This window comes from Pseudomonas morbosilactucae (assembly GCF_023241715.1).
GTDB classification, from domain to species: domain Bacteria; phylum Pseudomonadota; class Gammaproteobacteria; order Pseudomonadales; family Pseudomonadaceae; genus Aquipseudomonas; species Aquipseudomonas morbosilactucae.
Map to the genome: position 1 here is coordinate 20,760 of NZ_JALQCW010000015.1, position 14,656 is coordinate 35,415.

Here is a 14,656-nt window from a genome sequence, read left to right on the forward strand (position 1 = left end):
CGTTTACTCCTCTGCCCCGGCAGCTGAATGCGAATTTGCGTCCGTCCCTTCCACAGCAGCCACTTCTTTCTTCTCGTGCTTGACCGGCGTGCCTGGTTTCATCCCTTCATACTTATCGATGATTTTCTGAAACAGGTCCGGCGCGTACGAGGAGTACAGCTCTACAGGGTTGTTCTGGCTTGGCTTGGCAAGGGCTTCGTATTCAGCTTTTTCAAGCTGTTTTGGTGAGCTCTTGGCTTCTTTTACCCAGGCGTCAAACTCTTCCTGGGTGGTGGCGATTGCTTTGAATTTCATGCCGGTAAAGCCCGCGCCACTGTAGTTGGCGGAGATACCATCAAGCTCGGCGTTCTGGTTGGCAATCAGGTGCAGCTTGGTCTGCATGCCCGCCATCGCGTAGATCTGGCCACCCAGGCCCGGGATGAAGAACGAGTTCATCACGGCGTCGGAAGTGACTTTGAAATTGATTGGCGTGTTGGCCGGGAACACGATCTTGTTGACCGTGGCGATCCCTTGCTCGGGATAGATGAACAGCCACTTCCAGTCCAGCGCGACCACTTCAATGGTGACCGGCTTGACGTCGGAATCCAGCGGACGGTAAGGGTCCAGGGCGTGGGTCGACTTGTAGGTGATGTAACCCAGGGCAATGATGATCAGCACCGGAACCAGCCAGACCGCAATTTCGATCTTGGTGGAGTGCGACCACTTAGGCGCGTAGGTGGCGTTGGTGTTGGACGCACGATACTTCCAGGCGAACGCGAAGGTCATCACGATCACCGGAACCACAACCAACAGCATCAGCAAGGTGGCAGTGATGATCAGGTTGCGTTGATCCAGACCGACCTGGCCCTTTGGATCGAGCAAGGTCCACTTGCAACCTCCCAGCAGCAACAGCATGCCGGCCAGAGGCAATAAGCCTAGTAATCGGGTGTACCTGTTTTTACTCATCTCACGACCTCTAAAGCAGCTTGCGCAATGCAGTTGGGTTTTGATCGCCAACACTTCACCCTGCCAAGGGTTGGCATTTCTCTTCGATTGAATAAGGGCCTGCCCATCGCGTTAATCGCTCAACGACAAATCCTGGGCCAGCAGTGAGTTCTTATTCGAATTCGTGGTCAAAGGCCTTGTTACAGACCAATTCCATTTGGTGCGGAAGTTTGGAAGGTGCCGACACCTGGGGCCTCAATCGAGCATTCTTCGCCCCGAGACCACCCTCGTATGCTCACGGGATGAGCAGCGCCGGGATTTAGTGCGGGCGATTGTAGATATGTCGCGTTTCATAAACCATGTCTCATCCCGAAATAAATCTTATCGAATGGCGCAACAATGCCTGACGACTGTTACGAAAGGCTCGGATAATAGCGATTTTCATTCGCAACAAAAAGCCCTAAAACGACCTTCAAAGCATTTATCCGAGCCGCCCCGAGAATACTCTGAGCAACCCCATGGCATGGCGCCACCCCTTGTAAAATGAGGGTTTAAGCCGGTTACTTCGATAGCAGGCTACGCTTATCGCCCCCCTCACCCGGCTGCACAAACTGACAGGCACCCGGGGTTCACATCGTCTCGAAACGCGCCCTGAAGCCTCACTTGAGCCACCCACTGCGACACCCTGCGTGTGACAACATGTCGCACTTTTTAGCCGCCTTTGTTTGCCCTGAATCACGACCCCTAGACCTGCGCGCCGAAGGCAAAAAAAAGCCTCGGCGCCCACTGTGGGGCCCAAGGCTTTTACGGAACGCTCAGGCGGTTTTCTTGCGATTGCGGACAACCCCCAGCGGTACCAGTACCACCGTCAGGACAAAGGCCACCAGCGCCCACTGCGCCAGGGACAAACCAAGCACTGGCGGGTAAGGCGTGGAGCAGAAGCCGTCTACCTGAAAGCCCAGGGGGAAGATCGTGGCCAGGGGCAGGCTGTCGACAATCGGCTGCAGCACATCGATGCCGCAACTCACCGCCGGGTAGAACTGGGTGTAGACGTGATGCCCCGCCACCGCAGCCCCAGCGATGGCACTGAGGACCACCAGGGTTTCGAGGATCGTGAGGCTACGTCGGGTTCTCATGGCCGCGCCGATAAAGGCGAACAGGGCGATCAGCAGCAATGCATAACGCTGCAGAATGCACAGCGGGCAAGGCGCCTCGCCCAACACCACCTGCATGTACAGTGCGCCGCCGATCAGCGCCAGGCAGATCACGCCCAGCAGCACCAGGAAACGCCGCTCGCGTCCCAAACGCAGTGTGTCGTCACTCATCCCAATTCCTTTCTTGTCTATGGTTCGGCCGCAGCGCGCCGCCGCCGAGAGGGTCTTCGATAGGCCTGTTTGCCGGGAAGTCTACACGCTGGCCAGGGGCTTTGAGCACCTGCCCGCAAACAGCATCGGAGGAATTAACGCTAGACAGGTTAAGGAGGGATTAATGCTGGCCGCCTCTCAGGCCAGCCCGCGTCCTGGCAGGAGCGGGCTGGCCGGCGCTGGTCGCCCCGTGCGCAAGCGGCACGGCAGCGCCAGGCGCTCGGTTACTCCAGGGCGGCGGCCGGGCCGAAGAACTCGTAACGGCTCTGCCGCTCCGGCACGCCCAGGGCTTTGAGATGCCCCTTGATCGCCGCCATAAAGCCTTTAGGGCCCAGGAAGTAGGCGTCCAGGTCACGCTGCTGGGGCAGCCATTGCGCCAGTTGCTCCTGGCTCAGCAGGCCCAGTTGGTCGCCGCCGGGCTGACGCCGTCGTCCTCGGCGTAACAGTAGAAGCGCTTGAGCTGGGGATGACGGGCGGCAAGCCCATCCACCCACTCACGAAACGCATGCACCCCGCCGTTGCGCGCGCAGTGGATAAAGTGCACCGGGCGCTGGCTGGCCAGGGCCGCTTCGAGCATCGGCAGGGTCGGGGTGATACCCACGCCGCCGCTAATCAGCACCAGCGGCTTGTCGCCGGCAGCCAGGGTGAATTCCCCTGCTGGCGGGAACAACTGGATCTCGGCGCCGACCTTTAACTGGTCATGCAGGTAGTTGGAGGCGCGGCCACCGGCTTCGCGCTTGACGCTGATACGGTACTGGCCGGCGTCGGAGAGGGCCGAGAGCGAGTAGTTGCGGCGGATTTCCTCACCGCCCAGGAACAGCTGCAAGCCGATGTATTGCCCCGGCTCTGCCACCAGGATCGGGCCTTTGTCCGCAGGTTCGAAGTAGAACGACGTGATTTCCGCGCTTTCTTCCACCCGTTTGACCAGGGTGAAGGGCCGAGCCCCGCGCCATCCACCGGGGGCACTGGCCTTCTGCTCGTAAATGGCCGACTCGGCACCGATCAGGATATCCGCCAACTGCTGGTAGGCCGCGCCCCAGGCCTGCATCACCTCGGGGGTGGCAATCTCGTCGCCCAGCACTTCAGAGATGGCCCGCAGCAGGCAACTGCCGACAATCGGGTAGTGTTCCGGCAGGATCTGCAGGGCCACATGCTTGTTGATGATTTTCGCCACCAGGTCGCCCAGTTGATCCAACTGGTTGATGTGCCGGGCGTACATCAGCACCCCATTGGCCAGGGCCCGGGGCTGGTCGCCGCTGGCCTGGTGCGCCTGGTTGAACAGGGGCCGCACCTGCGGATACTCGCTGAGCATCATCCGGTAGAAGTGGGTGATCAAGGCTTCACCGCCGCTTTCCAGCAGGGGAACCGTGGATTTGATAATGGCGCGATCTTGGACGCTAAGCATAAGGACAACTCCTGGGCTTTTAGGTATCTAGCAGGTTGCCTTGCTCTAATCAGATTTCATGCCACTTAAAAAACACATATAAATCATATACTTATAAAATACATAGTCATTAAGACCACAGACGCTTTATAGTCAAAACGACCAATAGGAGTCTTTATGACTGCAAAATCGTTGCTCACGACCCTGCTGCCCCTGGTGGCCGACCTGTCCCGCGAGCTGCCGGAAGGCGAACGCTACCGGCGCCTGCTGGAAGCCATGCGCGCCCTGCTGCCCTGCGACGCCGCCGCGCTGCTGCGCCTCGACGGCGACTGCCTGGTCCCCCTGGCGGTGGACGGCTTGAGCACCGATACCCTGGGCCGGCGCTTCAAGGTCAACGAGCACCCGCGCTTTGCCGCACTGCTAAGCAGCCCAGGCCCTATCCGTTTTGCCAGCGACAGCCCCCTGCCCGACCCCTATGACGGCTTAGTGGAAGGGCTCACCGAGCACCTGGAAGTCCACGACTGCATGGGCTGCCCGCTGTTTATCGACGAGCGCCCCTGGGGCCTGCTGACCCTGGATGCCCTGGACCCGCAGCGTTTCGAACCCATTGAACTGGACGCCCTGCAAGCCTTCGCCAGCCTGGCCGCGGCGACGGTCAACGTCGCCGAACGCATTGAACGCCTGGCCCTGCGTGCCGAAGATGAACACCAGCGGGCCGAAGTCTATCGCCAGGCCAGCGGCCAGAACCGCGAGATGATCGGCCAGAGCAAGGCCCACAAACGCTTGCTGGAAGAAATCCAACTGGTGGGCGGCAGCGAGCTGACGGTGTTGATCACCGGTGAAACCGGGGTCGGCAAGGAGCTGGTGGCCCAAGCCATTCACGCCGCGTCGAACCGTGCCAGCCGCCCCATCATCAGCCTCAACTGCGCGGCCCTGCCCGACACCCTGGTGGAAAGCGAACTCTTCGGCCATGTCCGCGGTGCCTTTACCGGCGCCACCGCCGACCGTCGCGGCAAATTCGAACTGGCCAATGGCGGCACCCTGTTTCTCGATGAGGTGGGCGAGCTGTCGCTGACGGTCCAGGCCAAGTTGCTGCGGGTCCTGCAAAGCGGCCAGCTACAGCGCCTGGGCTCGGACAAGGAACATCAAGTGGACGTGCGCCTGATTGCTGCCACCAACCGCGACCTGGCCGAAGAAGTGCGCAGCGGCCGTTACCGCGCCGACTTCTACCACCGCCTCAGCGTCTACCCGCTACGGGTCCCGGCCCTGCGCGAACGCGGGCGCGATGTGTTACTGCTCAGCGGCTATTTCCTCGAACAGAACCGATCGCGCATGGGCCTGGGCAGCCTGCGCCTGAGCGCGGACGCGCAAGCGGCACTGCTGGCCTATGACTGGCCGGGGAACGTACGCGAACTGGAACACCTGATTGGCCGCAGCGCCCTCAAAGCCCTAGGCAATTGCCGAGAGCGACCGAAGATCCTCAGCCTGGATGCCAAGGACCTGGACCTGCCCCACATCAGCGAGCAAGACTCCGCGACACCGGCCCTCCAGTTTGAAGCCGCCAGCGCAGCCCCCTTCCCTGGTGACCTGCGCCAGGCCACTGACGACTATCAACGCCACCTGATCAATGCCTGTCTTGAACGGCACCAACACAACTGGGCCAGCACGGCCCGTGAGCTAGGCTTGGACAGGGCCAACCTCAGCCGCCTGGCCAAGCGCCTGGGCCTGCGCCGGTAAACAGGCACTGCAAGACGACAGAAAGCCGGCTCGGCGCTAAAGCCAGCCCTGAATACGTCGATAACCCGTTATCAATGGTTGTCCGTGGGTCGAGCCACACACCAATTTTTCCCAAGAAGGTTTTTATGTCCTCCAACAAAGCCCGCGCAGACTCTCTATCGCTTCTGCTGTTTACCTTGCGCAGCGGCAAGCTGATGGCGATCAACCTGCTGAAAGTCAGTGAAATCATCCCCTGCCCGCCGCTGACCAAGCTGCCGGAGTCCCACCCCCATGTAAAAGGCATCGCCACGCTGCGTGGTGCCTCACTGTCGGTCATCGACCTGAGCCGAGCGATTGGCGAACGCCCTCTGGAAGACCCGGACGGTGGCTGCCTGATCGTCACCGACGTCAGCCGTTCCAAGCAGGGTTTGCATGTGCAGGCGGTGAGCAAGATCGTCCACTGCCTGACCACCGATATTCGTCCACCGCCGTTCGGTTCCGGCGGCGTCAAGTCCTACATCACTGGCGTGACCCAGGTCGACGGCACCCTGGTGCAGGTGCTGGATATCGAGAAAGTGATCCACGTGATCGCCCCGGCACAGATCGAAATGGCCCCCACTGAGCTGAACATGGAAGACGCCGAGGCCCTGGGCAACGCGCGCATTCTGGTGGTGGATGACAGCCAGGTGGCGCTGGCGCAATCGGTGCACACCCTGCGCAACCTCGGCCTGCAATGCCACACTGCCCGCAGCGCAAGGGAAGCCATCGAGTGCCTGCTGGAACTGCAAGGCACGGCCAACGAGATCAACCTGATCGTCTCGGACATCGAGATGTCGGAAATGGACGGCTACGCCCTGACCCGCACCCTGCGCGAGACCCCGGATTTCGCCCACCTCTACGTGTTGCTGCACACCTCCCTGGACAGCGCCATGAACAGCGAGAAGGCACGACTTGCCGGGGCCAACGCGGTACTCACCAAGTTCTCGTCGCCGGAGCTGACCCGCTGCCTGATTGAGGCGGCCAAAACCATCGAGACCCAGAGCGCCTGAACCTTGGCCGAGGACTACTGCCTGCTGCTGCGGTGCGACCTGGCCCCGGTACTGCCCGCCCCCGATTGGCCGGCGGGTATCCAGCTCCAGCCCTACCAGCCGCACCAGGCCGCGGCCGTGCACCAACTGCTGGTACTCGGCCAGGAAGAGGCCGGTGGCGACATGCCCGCGCTAGACACCTGGCGCCAACAACTGGAACAGGACGCCGAATACGATCCGGCGCTGTGCTTTGTCGCGGTCGACGCCCAAGGGCCGGTGGCCGTTGCCCAGTGCTGGACCAGCGCCTACCTCAAGGACTTGGTGGTACACCCGCGAGCCCGCCGCCAGGGCTTGGGGCGAGCCTTGCTGCAGCACGTGTTCCAGGTCTTCCAACAGCGTCGCGAAGGCTGGGTCGACCTCAAGGTGAGGGAAGACAACCAGCCTGCCCGGCACCTGTATGCCAGCGTCGGCATGCGCTTGGTACGGCGTGAACCGATCCCGCGGTAACCTGCGTCGTTGAGGCATACTGCCCGGCATCCAAGGGAACCCCGGGAAGCACCCACATGAAAAACCTCCTCGCCGCCCTCGCCTGCTCCTGCCTTCTGAGCCCGCTGGCACACGCCTCCAGCAGCGATGCCTGGGCCCAATATGACAAGGCGGTCATCGCCAGTTGCCTCAAGGCCAGCGGCCTGAAAAATCCCCAACCCAGCGGCCGTGCCGCGCAATTCGACGACAAGGTGGGCTACAGCGCCCTGCTACTACAGGGTCAGTACCCGCAAAAACACATGAAGGGCCAGAAAGGCATCGAGCTGTGCCTCTATCACAAAGCCAGCAAGACCGCCCATGTCAGCGAGTGGGACAGCATTGCCCCCACCCTGAAAGCCCGCTGACTGGCGCACAACTTGCTTCGACACTGCTCTTCTCGCGTCGACCGCTGTAATCCCGGCGCGCCTATGGCTTTCCGATCACGGCTTTTCGCTCAATGAATACACAGTTTTCCTGCGTCGGCTGCGGCAAGTGCTGCACCGACCATCACGTTCCCCTGACCCTCACGGAAGCCCGGGACTGGGCGACTGACGGCGGCCAGGTGATCGTCCTGGTGGAAGGGTTCCTGGGCAATGGCCTGGGGCTGCCGGTGGAACAGCGCGAACACGCCCAGCGCCGTTCCTGTATGGTGCCCAGCGGCCAGGCCCAAGCCTATGTGGCCATCACCTTTGCCGCCTTCAACCCGGGGCGCTGCCGGAATCTTGACGAAGAAAACCTGTGCCGCATCTACGAGCGACGGCCCTTGGTGTGCCGCATCTACCCGATGGAAATCAATCCCCACATCCCCCTCAAGCCTGATGCCAAGGAATGCCCGCCCGAATCCTGGGAACAGGGCCCGCTGTTGATCCTCGCCGACCAGTTGGTGGACCAGCCCCTGGCCGAGTTGATCCAACGCTCGCGCCAGGCCGACCGTGACGACATCCCGTTCAAGGAAGCGATCTGCGCCGCACTGGGTATTCGGACCACGGCGCTCAAGGGCGACGGGTTTACCGCCTACCTGCCCAACATGCAGGCGCTGGCCATGGCCATCGACCAGGTCAAGACCCAAGCCTTGCCGGAAAGCCGCCACGCCTGGCGCTTCCATGTTTCCGGTACGGACGTTGCCGAACAGGTCCTGGCGGCCGGGGCCGAAGTGACCCTGGACGCCGCGCTGGACTACACCTTCATTTCCCTGCGCGCGGCCTGAGTTCCGGGCAGCCAGTGACGGCCGGCCGATGATCGGCCTAGCCGCGCTTGTGCCAGAACTCCTGGGCCAGTTGCCGCAGGTCTCCCGCCAGCCCAGCCACATCGCCTGAGTTGATGTGGCTCTGCTGCCCGGCACTGACCGTCACGTCGCAGGCCTGGCGAATGCCGATGATGTTGCGGTTGATGTCCTCACTGACCGCACTCTGTTGCTCCACCGCCGAGGCGATTTGCAGGCTCATTTCAGTGATCTGGTTGACCCGCAGGCTGATGCCGTCCAGGGCCGCGGCCGCACGTTGGGCCTGATCCACACTGTTCTGCGCATGCTCGCTGCTCTGCTGCATGACCTGCACCGCGTCCCGCGCGCCGTTTTGCAGGGTGCTGATCATGCGCTGGATTTCCTGGGTCGATTCCTGGGTACGCCGGGCCAGGCCGCGCACTTCATCGGCCACCACCGCGAAACCACGGCCCTGCTCACCAGCCCGGGCTGCCTCGATCGCCGCATTCAGCGCCAGTAAGTTGGTTTGCTCGGCGATGCTGCGAATCACCTCCAGCACCCCGGAAATATCCGCGCTGTGGCTTTCCAGTTGATGGATCACTTCGGTGGCACGGGCCAACTCCCCCGCCAGGTACTGCGCAGCGCTGCGGCTTTCGCCCACCAACTGATGGCCTTCGCGGGTTTCATTTTCAGCCTGGTCGGCGGTGCGCGAGGCTTGCTGGGCGTGGCTGGCGACTTCAGCCACACTGGCGGCCATTTGCTGGATGGCGGCGGCCACCTGGTCGGCTTCTGCCTGTTGCTCCAAGGTGCTGCGGTGGCTGTGCTGCAGGTGCTCGACCAATTGCGCGGCGTGCCCGGCCAGGCGCTGGGACGCATCGCCGATACGGCCGACCACGGCACCGACCTGGGCTTCCAGCATGTGCAGCGCGAATTCAATCTGCCCAACGCTATCCCCACGCCCGGTATAAAGCCTTTGGCTCAAGGGGTTGTCGGCAATGTCCAAGGCCCGCTCAGTCAGGCGCTTGAGGGGCCGCAACAGCAGCACGACGCCCAAGGCACTGAGCGCGCTGCCGAGCCCCACCGCCAACACCGTCGCCAGGGCCGACCCTGGCAGCAGCGCCGTCGCCAGCCCTTGGGAACCAACGAACGCCAGGCTCACCCAGCCCCAAAGCTTGAGCGACAGGGATACAGATGGCAGCCGGCGCCAACGTGGCCCAGGCTTGAGCAGGCGCGCGTAGGCCTGTTCCGCTGCGGCTATCTGCCGGGTCGTGGGTTTGGTGCGCACCGACTGGTACTCCACCGCCACACCGTCCCGGGTGACCGGGGTGACATAAGCGCTGACCCAATAATGGTCGCCATTCTTGCAGCGGTTTTTCACCAGCCCCATCCATGAGCGCCCACTCTTGAGGGTTCGCCACATGTGGGCAAAAGCCGCAGACGGCATGTCTGGATGGCGTAACAGATGGTGCGGCGAGCCCAGCAGCTCTTCCCGGCTGTAGCCGCTGATCCTGATGAAATCGGGATTGGCGTAGGTGATCGCGCTGGTCAGATCGGTGGTCGAGAGAATGTTCGCATCAGGGGCAAAATCCACATTTCGCCCCGTTACCGGGAGATTGATCTTCATGGAAAGCGCGCTCGTATTATTGGAAGAGTCTCGGCAGGGCTGCTGACTCTAAGCGCACTGATTCCACAAATACTGATCCAGCTCAGGGTTAAAGCAATTAGCCATCATTGCCGGGAACTTCGGCAAACATGCGCCAATGCTCATCACCTGCAAGCGTTAGCGCTTGCCCATGGAGCGACGGGTGCCGGGTGGTGCAGCCCCTGGTGTCTTGGTATGGCCGTTGGTCGCGCCGTTCTTGTACCAAGGCTGCTGGGCGTTTTTCGCCTGGGCGAACGCCGACGGATTGAACGGAAACTTGAAGGCCGGGATGGCGGCACCGCCCTCAGCCTCGGCTGGGTGTTCGCTGGTCTCGGCAACCGGATCAGCGCTCAGGGCGTCGTCCACTGGCGGTTGTACAGGGGAATTCATGGAAGCTCCGGGGAGATAAAGAAGAACCGGGCCAAGGAACAGGCCACAGAAGGCGGCAGTATACCTGTGCGCTGCGGATCTTTAACCTGCGCCCATGCATTGGCTGCCTTTGCTGACAGCGCTGACAGGTAGCCGTCACGTTGCTGACCGGGTTAACACGCTATAAATGAGCCATTGCTATTGGCCGTTCCCCGACTTCAATTGCCCCCGGCGCTCTACTCCCATGCGAACCTCCTCAAGAACAGTCGTGATCGTCGGCGTGCTCGCCGTGATGCTGGCCGCCGGCCTGTGGCTGCTGAACAAACCGGCCAAGGCCAAACTGGCCGCCCCGACTGCGATCCCCGTGCGGGTGGTGGCTGTGCAGCAGCGCGACGTGCCGCGCTACACCACGGGTATCGGCTCGGTGTTGTCGCTGCACAGCGTGGTGATTCGCCCGCAGGTGGACGGCATCCTCACCAAGGTGCTGGTCAAGGAGGGGCAACGGGTCAAGGTCGGTGATCTGTTGGCAACCATTGATGATCGTTCGATCCGCGCCAACCTGGACCAGACCCGGGCGCAACTGGCGGAAAACCAAGCGCAACTGCAAGTGGCCCTGATCAACCTCAAACGCTACAAGTTGCTGTCCGTGGACGACGGCGTGTCGAAGCAGACCTACGACCAGCAACAAGCGCTGGTCAACCAGCTCAAGGCCACGGCCCAGGGCAACCAGGCCGCCATCGACGCCGCCCAGGTACAGCTTTCCTACACGCAGATTCGCTCGCCCGTCAGCGGCCGGGTGGGCATTCGCACCGTGGATGAAGGAAACTTCCTGCGCACCAGCGATACCCAGGGGCTGTTCACGGTGACCCAGATCGACCCCATCGCCGTGGAGTTCTCCCTGCCCCAGCAGATGCTGCCGACCCTGCAAGGGCTGATTCGGGCGCCTGAGCCGGCGGCGGTCAAGGCCTACATCGGGGCCGACACCCAGGCCGATACCGGCCAGTTGCTGGGGGATGGCCACCTGACCCTGATCGACAACCAGATCAATACCAGCACCGGCACCATCCGCGCCAAAGCCGAATTCGACAACGCCCAGCAGGCGCTCTGGCCCGGGCAACTGGTCACGGTGAAGATCCAGACCGCCGTGGACCCGAGCGCCCTGACCGTGCCGCCCGGGGTGGTGCAGCGAGGGCTGGAGCAGCCTTTTGTCTACCGTATCAAGGGCGACCAGGTGGAGGCCGTGACGGTGCAGCTGGTGTACCAGGACAGTGAGCTGAACATCATCAAGGGTGTGCAAGCCAATGACGTGCTGGTCAGCGATGGCCAGTCGCGGCTCAAGCCCGGCGCCCAGGTCCAGGTGCTCAGCGAGCCGCCGCAAGCGGTGGCCGTGGAGCCGCAGCCATGAAGGGGCACGGTTCGGTATCGGCCTGGTGCATCGACCATCCGGCCGCCACCGTGCTCTTGACCTTTGCCCTGGTGCTGCTGGGGTTGATTGCCTTCCCGAGGTTGCCGGTCGCGCCCTTGCCGGAAGCCGAATTCCCCACCATCCAAGTGTCTGCCGCCCTGCCCGGCGCCAGCCCGGACACCATGGCGTCATCGGTGGCAACGCCGCTGGAAGTGCAGTTCAGCGCCATCCCCGGCATGACCCAGATGACTTCCAGCAGCGCCTTGGGCACATCCCTGCTGACCCTGCAGTTCACCCTGGACAAAAGCATCGACACTGCGGCCCAGGAGGTTCAGGCAGCGATCAACACCGCCGCCGGCAAACTGCCCAAGGACATGCCGACCCTGCCCACCTGGCGCAAGGTCAACCCGGCGGACAGCCCAGTGCTGATCCTCAGCGTCAGTTCCACGCAAATGCCCGGCACCGAACTCAGCGACTACGCAGAAACCCTACTGGCCCGGCAGATCAGCCAGATCGATGGGGTCGGCCAGATCAACATCACCGGCCAGCAGCGCCCGGCCATCCGGGTCCAGGCTTCGGCTGACCAATTGGCGGCCATCGGCCTGACCCTGGCTGACATCCGCCTGGCCATCCAGCAAACCAGCCTCAACCTGGCCAAGGGCGCGCTGTATGGCGCGTCGAGCATTTCCACCCTGTCGACCAACGATCAGTTGTTCCATCCCGACGAATACGGCCAGTTGATCGTTTCCTACAAGAACGGCGCCCCTGTGCACCTGAGGGACGTGGCGCAGGTGGTCAGCGGCCCGGAAAACGATTACATCCAGGCCTGGTCCGGCGATCAGCCGGGGGTCAACCTGGTGATCTCGCGCCAGCCGGGGGCCAACATCGTCGAGACCGTGGATCGTATCCACGCCGCCCTGCCCGGGTTGGAGGCCATGTTGCCGGCGTCAGTGCAGGTCCAGGTGCTGATCGACCGCACCCAGACCATCCGCGCGTCGCTGCATGAAGTGGAGATCACCCTGTTGATCGCCGTGCTGCTGGTGGTGGCGGTGATGGCGTTGTTCCTGCGCCAGTGGTCGGCGACCCTGATTGTCTCGGCGGTGCTCGGGGTGTCGCTGATCGCCAGCTTTGCCCTGATGTACCTGCTGGGGTTCAGCCTGAACAACCTGACGCTGGTGGCCATCGTGGTCGCAGTGGGGTTTGTGGTGGACGACGCCATCGTGGTGGTTGAAAACATCCACCGTCACCTGGAGGCCGGTGACGGCATGCGCGAGGCGGCCATCAAGGGCGCCAGCGAGATCGGCTTTACCGTGGTCTCCATCAGCTTCTCCCTGATCGCCGCCTTTATCCCCCTGCTGTTCATGGGCGGGGTGGTCGGGCGGCTATTCAAGGAGTTCGCCCTGACCGCCACCAGCACCATCATGATTTCCGTAGTGGTGTCCCTGACCCTGGCCCCGACCCTGGCGGCGCTGTTCATGCGCGCACCGGTGCACCCGGAACACGCCAAGCCGGGCTTCGGTGAACGCCTGCTGGCGCTCTACGAGCGCGGCCTGCGCCGGGCCCTGGCCCACCAGAAACTGATGCTGGGGGTGTTCGGCCTGACCCTGGGCATGGCGGTGATCGGCTACATCTTCATTCCCAAGGGCTTCTTCCCGGTGCAAGACACCGGCTTCGTCCTCGGCACCACGGAAGCCGCCGCCGACATTTCCTACCCGGACATGGTGAAAAAGCACAAGGCGCTGGCCGAGATACTCGCCACCGACCCGGCGGTGCAGGCCTTCTCCCATTCGGTCGGGGTGTCGGGCAACAACCAGACCATCGCCAACGGCCGCTTCTGGATCGCCCTGAAACAACGGGGCGACCGCGACGTTTCGGCCGCCGGGTTCATCGACCGCATCCGCCCGAAACTAATGAAGATACCCGGCATCGTCCTGTACCTGCGGGCCGGCCAGGACATCAACCTCAGCTCCGGGCCAAGCCGGGCCCAGTACCAATATGTGCTCAAGAGCAACGACGGCCCGACGCTCAGCACCTGGACCCAGCGCCTGACAGAAAAGCTGCGCAGCAACCCGGCGTTCCGCGATATTTCCAATGACCTGCAACTGGGCGGCAGCATCACCCACATCGACATCGACCGTGTCGCTGCGGCGCGCTTCGGGCTCACCGCCAGTGATGTCGACGAGGCCCTGTACGACGCCTTCGGCCAACGGCAGATCAACGAATTCCAGACCGAGATCAACCAGTACAACGTCATCCTGGAACTCGACACCCGCCAGCGCGGCAAGGCGGAAAGCCTCAACTACTTCTACCTGCGCTCGCCGCTGACCGGGGAAATGGTGCCGCTGTCGGCCCTGGCGCGCTTCGATGCGCCCACCATCGGCCCACTGTCCATCGCCCATGACGGCATGTTCCCGGCGGCCAACCTGTCCTTCAACCTGGCACCTGGCGTGGCCCTGGGGGACGCAGTGATCCTGCTCAACCAGGCCAAGAACGAGATCGGCATGCCGGCGGCCATCAGCGGCAACTTCCAGGGCGCGGCCCAGGCGTTCCAAAGTTCCCTGGCCAGCCAGCCCTGGCTGATTCTCGCGGCGCTGGTGGCGGTGTACATCATTCTCGGGGTGCTCTATGAGAGCTTCGTGCACCCGCTGACCATTATCTCGACCCTGCCCTCGGCCGGGCTCGGCGCGCTGATGATGCTCTGGCTGCTCGGCCAGGACTTCTCGATCATGGCCCTGATCGGCCTGGTGCTGCTGATCGGCATCGTCAAGAAGAACGGCATCCTGATGATCGACTTCGCCCTGGAAGCCCAGCGCCAGCGCGGTCTGTCGCCACAGGACGCGATCTACCAGGCCTGTATCACGCGCTTTCGCCCGATCATCATGACCACCCTGGCCGCCTTGCTCGGCGCCCTGCCGCTGATGCTCGGCTACGGCGCCGGCGCCGAGCTGCGCCAACCCCTGGGCATTGCGGTGGTCGGCGGCTTGCTGGTGAGCCAGGCCCTGACGCTGTTCACCACGCCGGTCATATACTTGTGGCTCGAGCGACTATTCCACCGGCCCAAACCAGCCCCGGTGCTGGCGACCACTACCTGAGGCGGG

11 protein-coding genes and 2 pseudogenes are annotated in these 14,656 nt (G+C 62.8%); 7 read left to right on the top strand and 6 right to left on the bottom strand.

Translation table 11 applies throughout. The features are described from left to right. Positions 1-3: 3 nt before the first annotated feature. The 3 genes and pseudogenes from cyoA to hmpA form a co-directional block, all read right to left on the bottom strand. Positions 4-945, bottom strand: coding sequence for a ubiquinol oxidase subunit II (gene cyoA / locus M1B34_RS08300; RefSeq protein WP_123337678.1), 942 nt, complete (start codon positions 943-945; stop codon positions 4-6). 794 nt (positions 946-1,739) lie between these two features. Then, positions 1,740-2,249, bottom strand: a complete 510-nt coding sequence (locus tag M1B34_RS08305; protein ID WP_123337680.1) for a disulfide bond formation protein B — start codon at positions 2,247-2,249, stop codon at positions 1,740-1,742. Between the two features lie 263 nt (positions 2,250-2,512). Then, positions 2,513-3,693 (bottom strand): annotated as a pseudogene (gene hmpA, locus M1B34_RS08310) (NO-inducible flavohemoprotein). Between the two features lie 156 nt (positions 3,694-3,849). Here hmpA and norR point away from each other — a divergent pair. The 5 genes from norR (at position 3,850) to M1B34_RS08335 (ending at position 8,148) form a co-directional block, all read left to right on the top strand. After that, complete coding sequence (gene norR / locus M1B34_RS08315; RefSeq protein ID WP_268264840.1) at positions 3,850-5,409, top strand: nitric oxide reductase transcriptional regulator NorR; 1,560 nt, start codon at positions 3,850-3,852, stop codon at positions 5,407-5,409. A gap of 125 nt (positions 5,410-5,534) precedes the next feature. Next, entirely contained in the window at positions 5,535-6,437 is a 903-nt protein-coding gene (locus M1B34_RS08320; RefSeq protein WP_123337686.1) for a chemotaxis protein CheV, read from the top strand. Between the two features lie 3 nt (positions 6,438-6,440). After that, positions 6,441-6,923, top strand: a complete 483-nt coding sequence (locus M1B34_RS08325) for a GNAT family N-acetyltransferase (RefSeq protein WP_268264841.1) — start codon at positions 6,441-6,443, stop codon at positions 6,921-6,923. 56 nt (positions 6,924-6,979) lie between these two features. Next, entirely contained in the window at positions 6,980-7,306 is a 327-nt protein-coding gene (locus M1B34_RS08330) for a hypothetical protein (RefSeq protein ID WP_123337690.1), read from the top strand. A 92-nt stretch (positions 7,307-7,398) separates the two neighbouring features. Next, on the top strand, positions 7,399-8,148 hold the full coding sequence (locus M1B34_RS08335) for a YkgJ family cysteine cluster protein (protein WP_123337692.1): 750 nt from the start codon (positions 7,399-7,401) through the stop codon (positions 8,146-8,148). A gap of 37 nt (positions 8,149-8,185) precedes the next feature. On the opposite strand, the gene M1B34_RS08340 is transcribed toward M1B34_RS08335, so the two are convergent. The 3 genes and pseudogenes from M1B34_RS08340 to M1B34_RS08345 all read right to left on the bottom strand — a co-directional run bounded on the left by M1B34_RS08340 (position 8,186) and on the right by M1B34_RS08345 (position 10,174). After that, on the bottom strand, positions 8,186-9,241 hold the full coding sequence (locus tag M1B34_RS08340) for a methyl-accepting chemotaxis protein (protein WP_425273502.1): 1,056 nt from the start codon (positions 9,239-9,241) through the stop codon (positions 8,186-8,188). A gap of 243 nt (positions 9,242-9,484) precedes the next feature. Continuing rightward, a pseudogene (locus M1B34_RS34010) lies at positions 9,485-9,766 on the bottom strand (PAS domain-containing protein); the annotation flags it as partial. A 156-nt stretch (positions 9,767-9,922) separates the two neighbouring features. Further along, positions 9,923-10,174 (bottom strand): hypothetical protein, encoded by a 252-nt coding sequence (locus M1B34_RS08345; RefSeq protein ID WP_123337696.1) that lies wholly within the window; start codon positions 10,172-10,174, stop codon positions 9,923-9,925. 223 nt (positions 10,175-10,397) lie between these two features. On the opposite strand from M1B34_RS08345, the gene M1B34_RS08350 reads away from it, so the two are divergent. Continuing rightward, a complete protein-coding gene (locus M1B34_RS08350; RefSeq protein ID WP_268264843.1) occupies positions 10,398-11,558 on the top strand; it encodes an efflux RND transporter periplasmic adaptor subunit in 1,161 nt (386 codons plus the stop codon). Continuing rightward, positions 11,555-14,650, top strand: a complete 3,096-nt coding sequence (locus tag M1B34_RS08355; protein WP_268264844.1) for a multidrug efflux RND transporter permease subunit — start codon at positions 11,555-11,557, stop codon at positions 14,648-14,650. Before M1B34_RS08350 ends, M1B34_RS08355 begins: the two co-directional genes overlap by 4 nt. Positions 14,651-14,656: the final 6 nt, after the last annotated feature.

Bases quoted from the DNA above. Each gene is read 5' to 3' on its own strand.
- cyoA (WP_123337678.1), bottom strand. From the start codon at position 945: ATGAGTAAAAACAGGTACACCCGATTACTAGGCTTATTGCCTCTGGCC.
- M1B34_RS08305 (WP_123337680.1), bottom strand. From the start codon at position 2,249: ATGAGTGACGACACACTGCGTTTGGGACGCGAGCGGCGTTTCCTGGTG.
- norR (WP_268264840.1), top strand. From the start codon at position 3,850: ATGACTGCAAAATCGTTGCTCACGACCCTGCTGCCCCTGGTGGCCGAC.
- M1B34_RS08320 (WP_123337686.1), top strand. From the start codon at position 5,535: ATGTCCTCCAACAAAGCCCGCGCAGACTCTCTATCGCTTCTGCTGTTT.
- M1B34_RS08330 (WP_123337690.1), top strand. From the start codon at position 6,980: ATGAAAAACCTCCTCGCCGCCCTCGCCTGCTCCTGCCTTCTGAGCCCG.
- M1B34_RS08335 (WP_123337692.1), top strand. From the start codon at position 7,399: ATGAATACACAGTTTTCCTGCGTCGGCTGCGGCAAGTGCTGCACCGAC.
- M1B34_RS08345 (WP_123337696.1), bottom strand. From the start codon at position 10,174: ATGAATTCCCCTGTACAACCGCCAGTGGACGACGCCCTGAGCGCTGAT.
- M1B34_RS08350 (WP_268264843.1), top strand. From the start codon at position 10,398: ATGCGAACCTCCTCAAGAACAGTCGTGATCGTCGGCGTGCTCGCCGTG.
- M1B34_RS08355 (WP_268264844.1), top strand. From the start codon at position 11,555: ATGAAGGGGCACGGTTCGGTATCGGCCTGGTGCATCGACCATCCGGCC.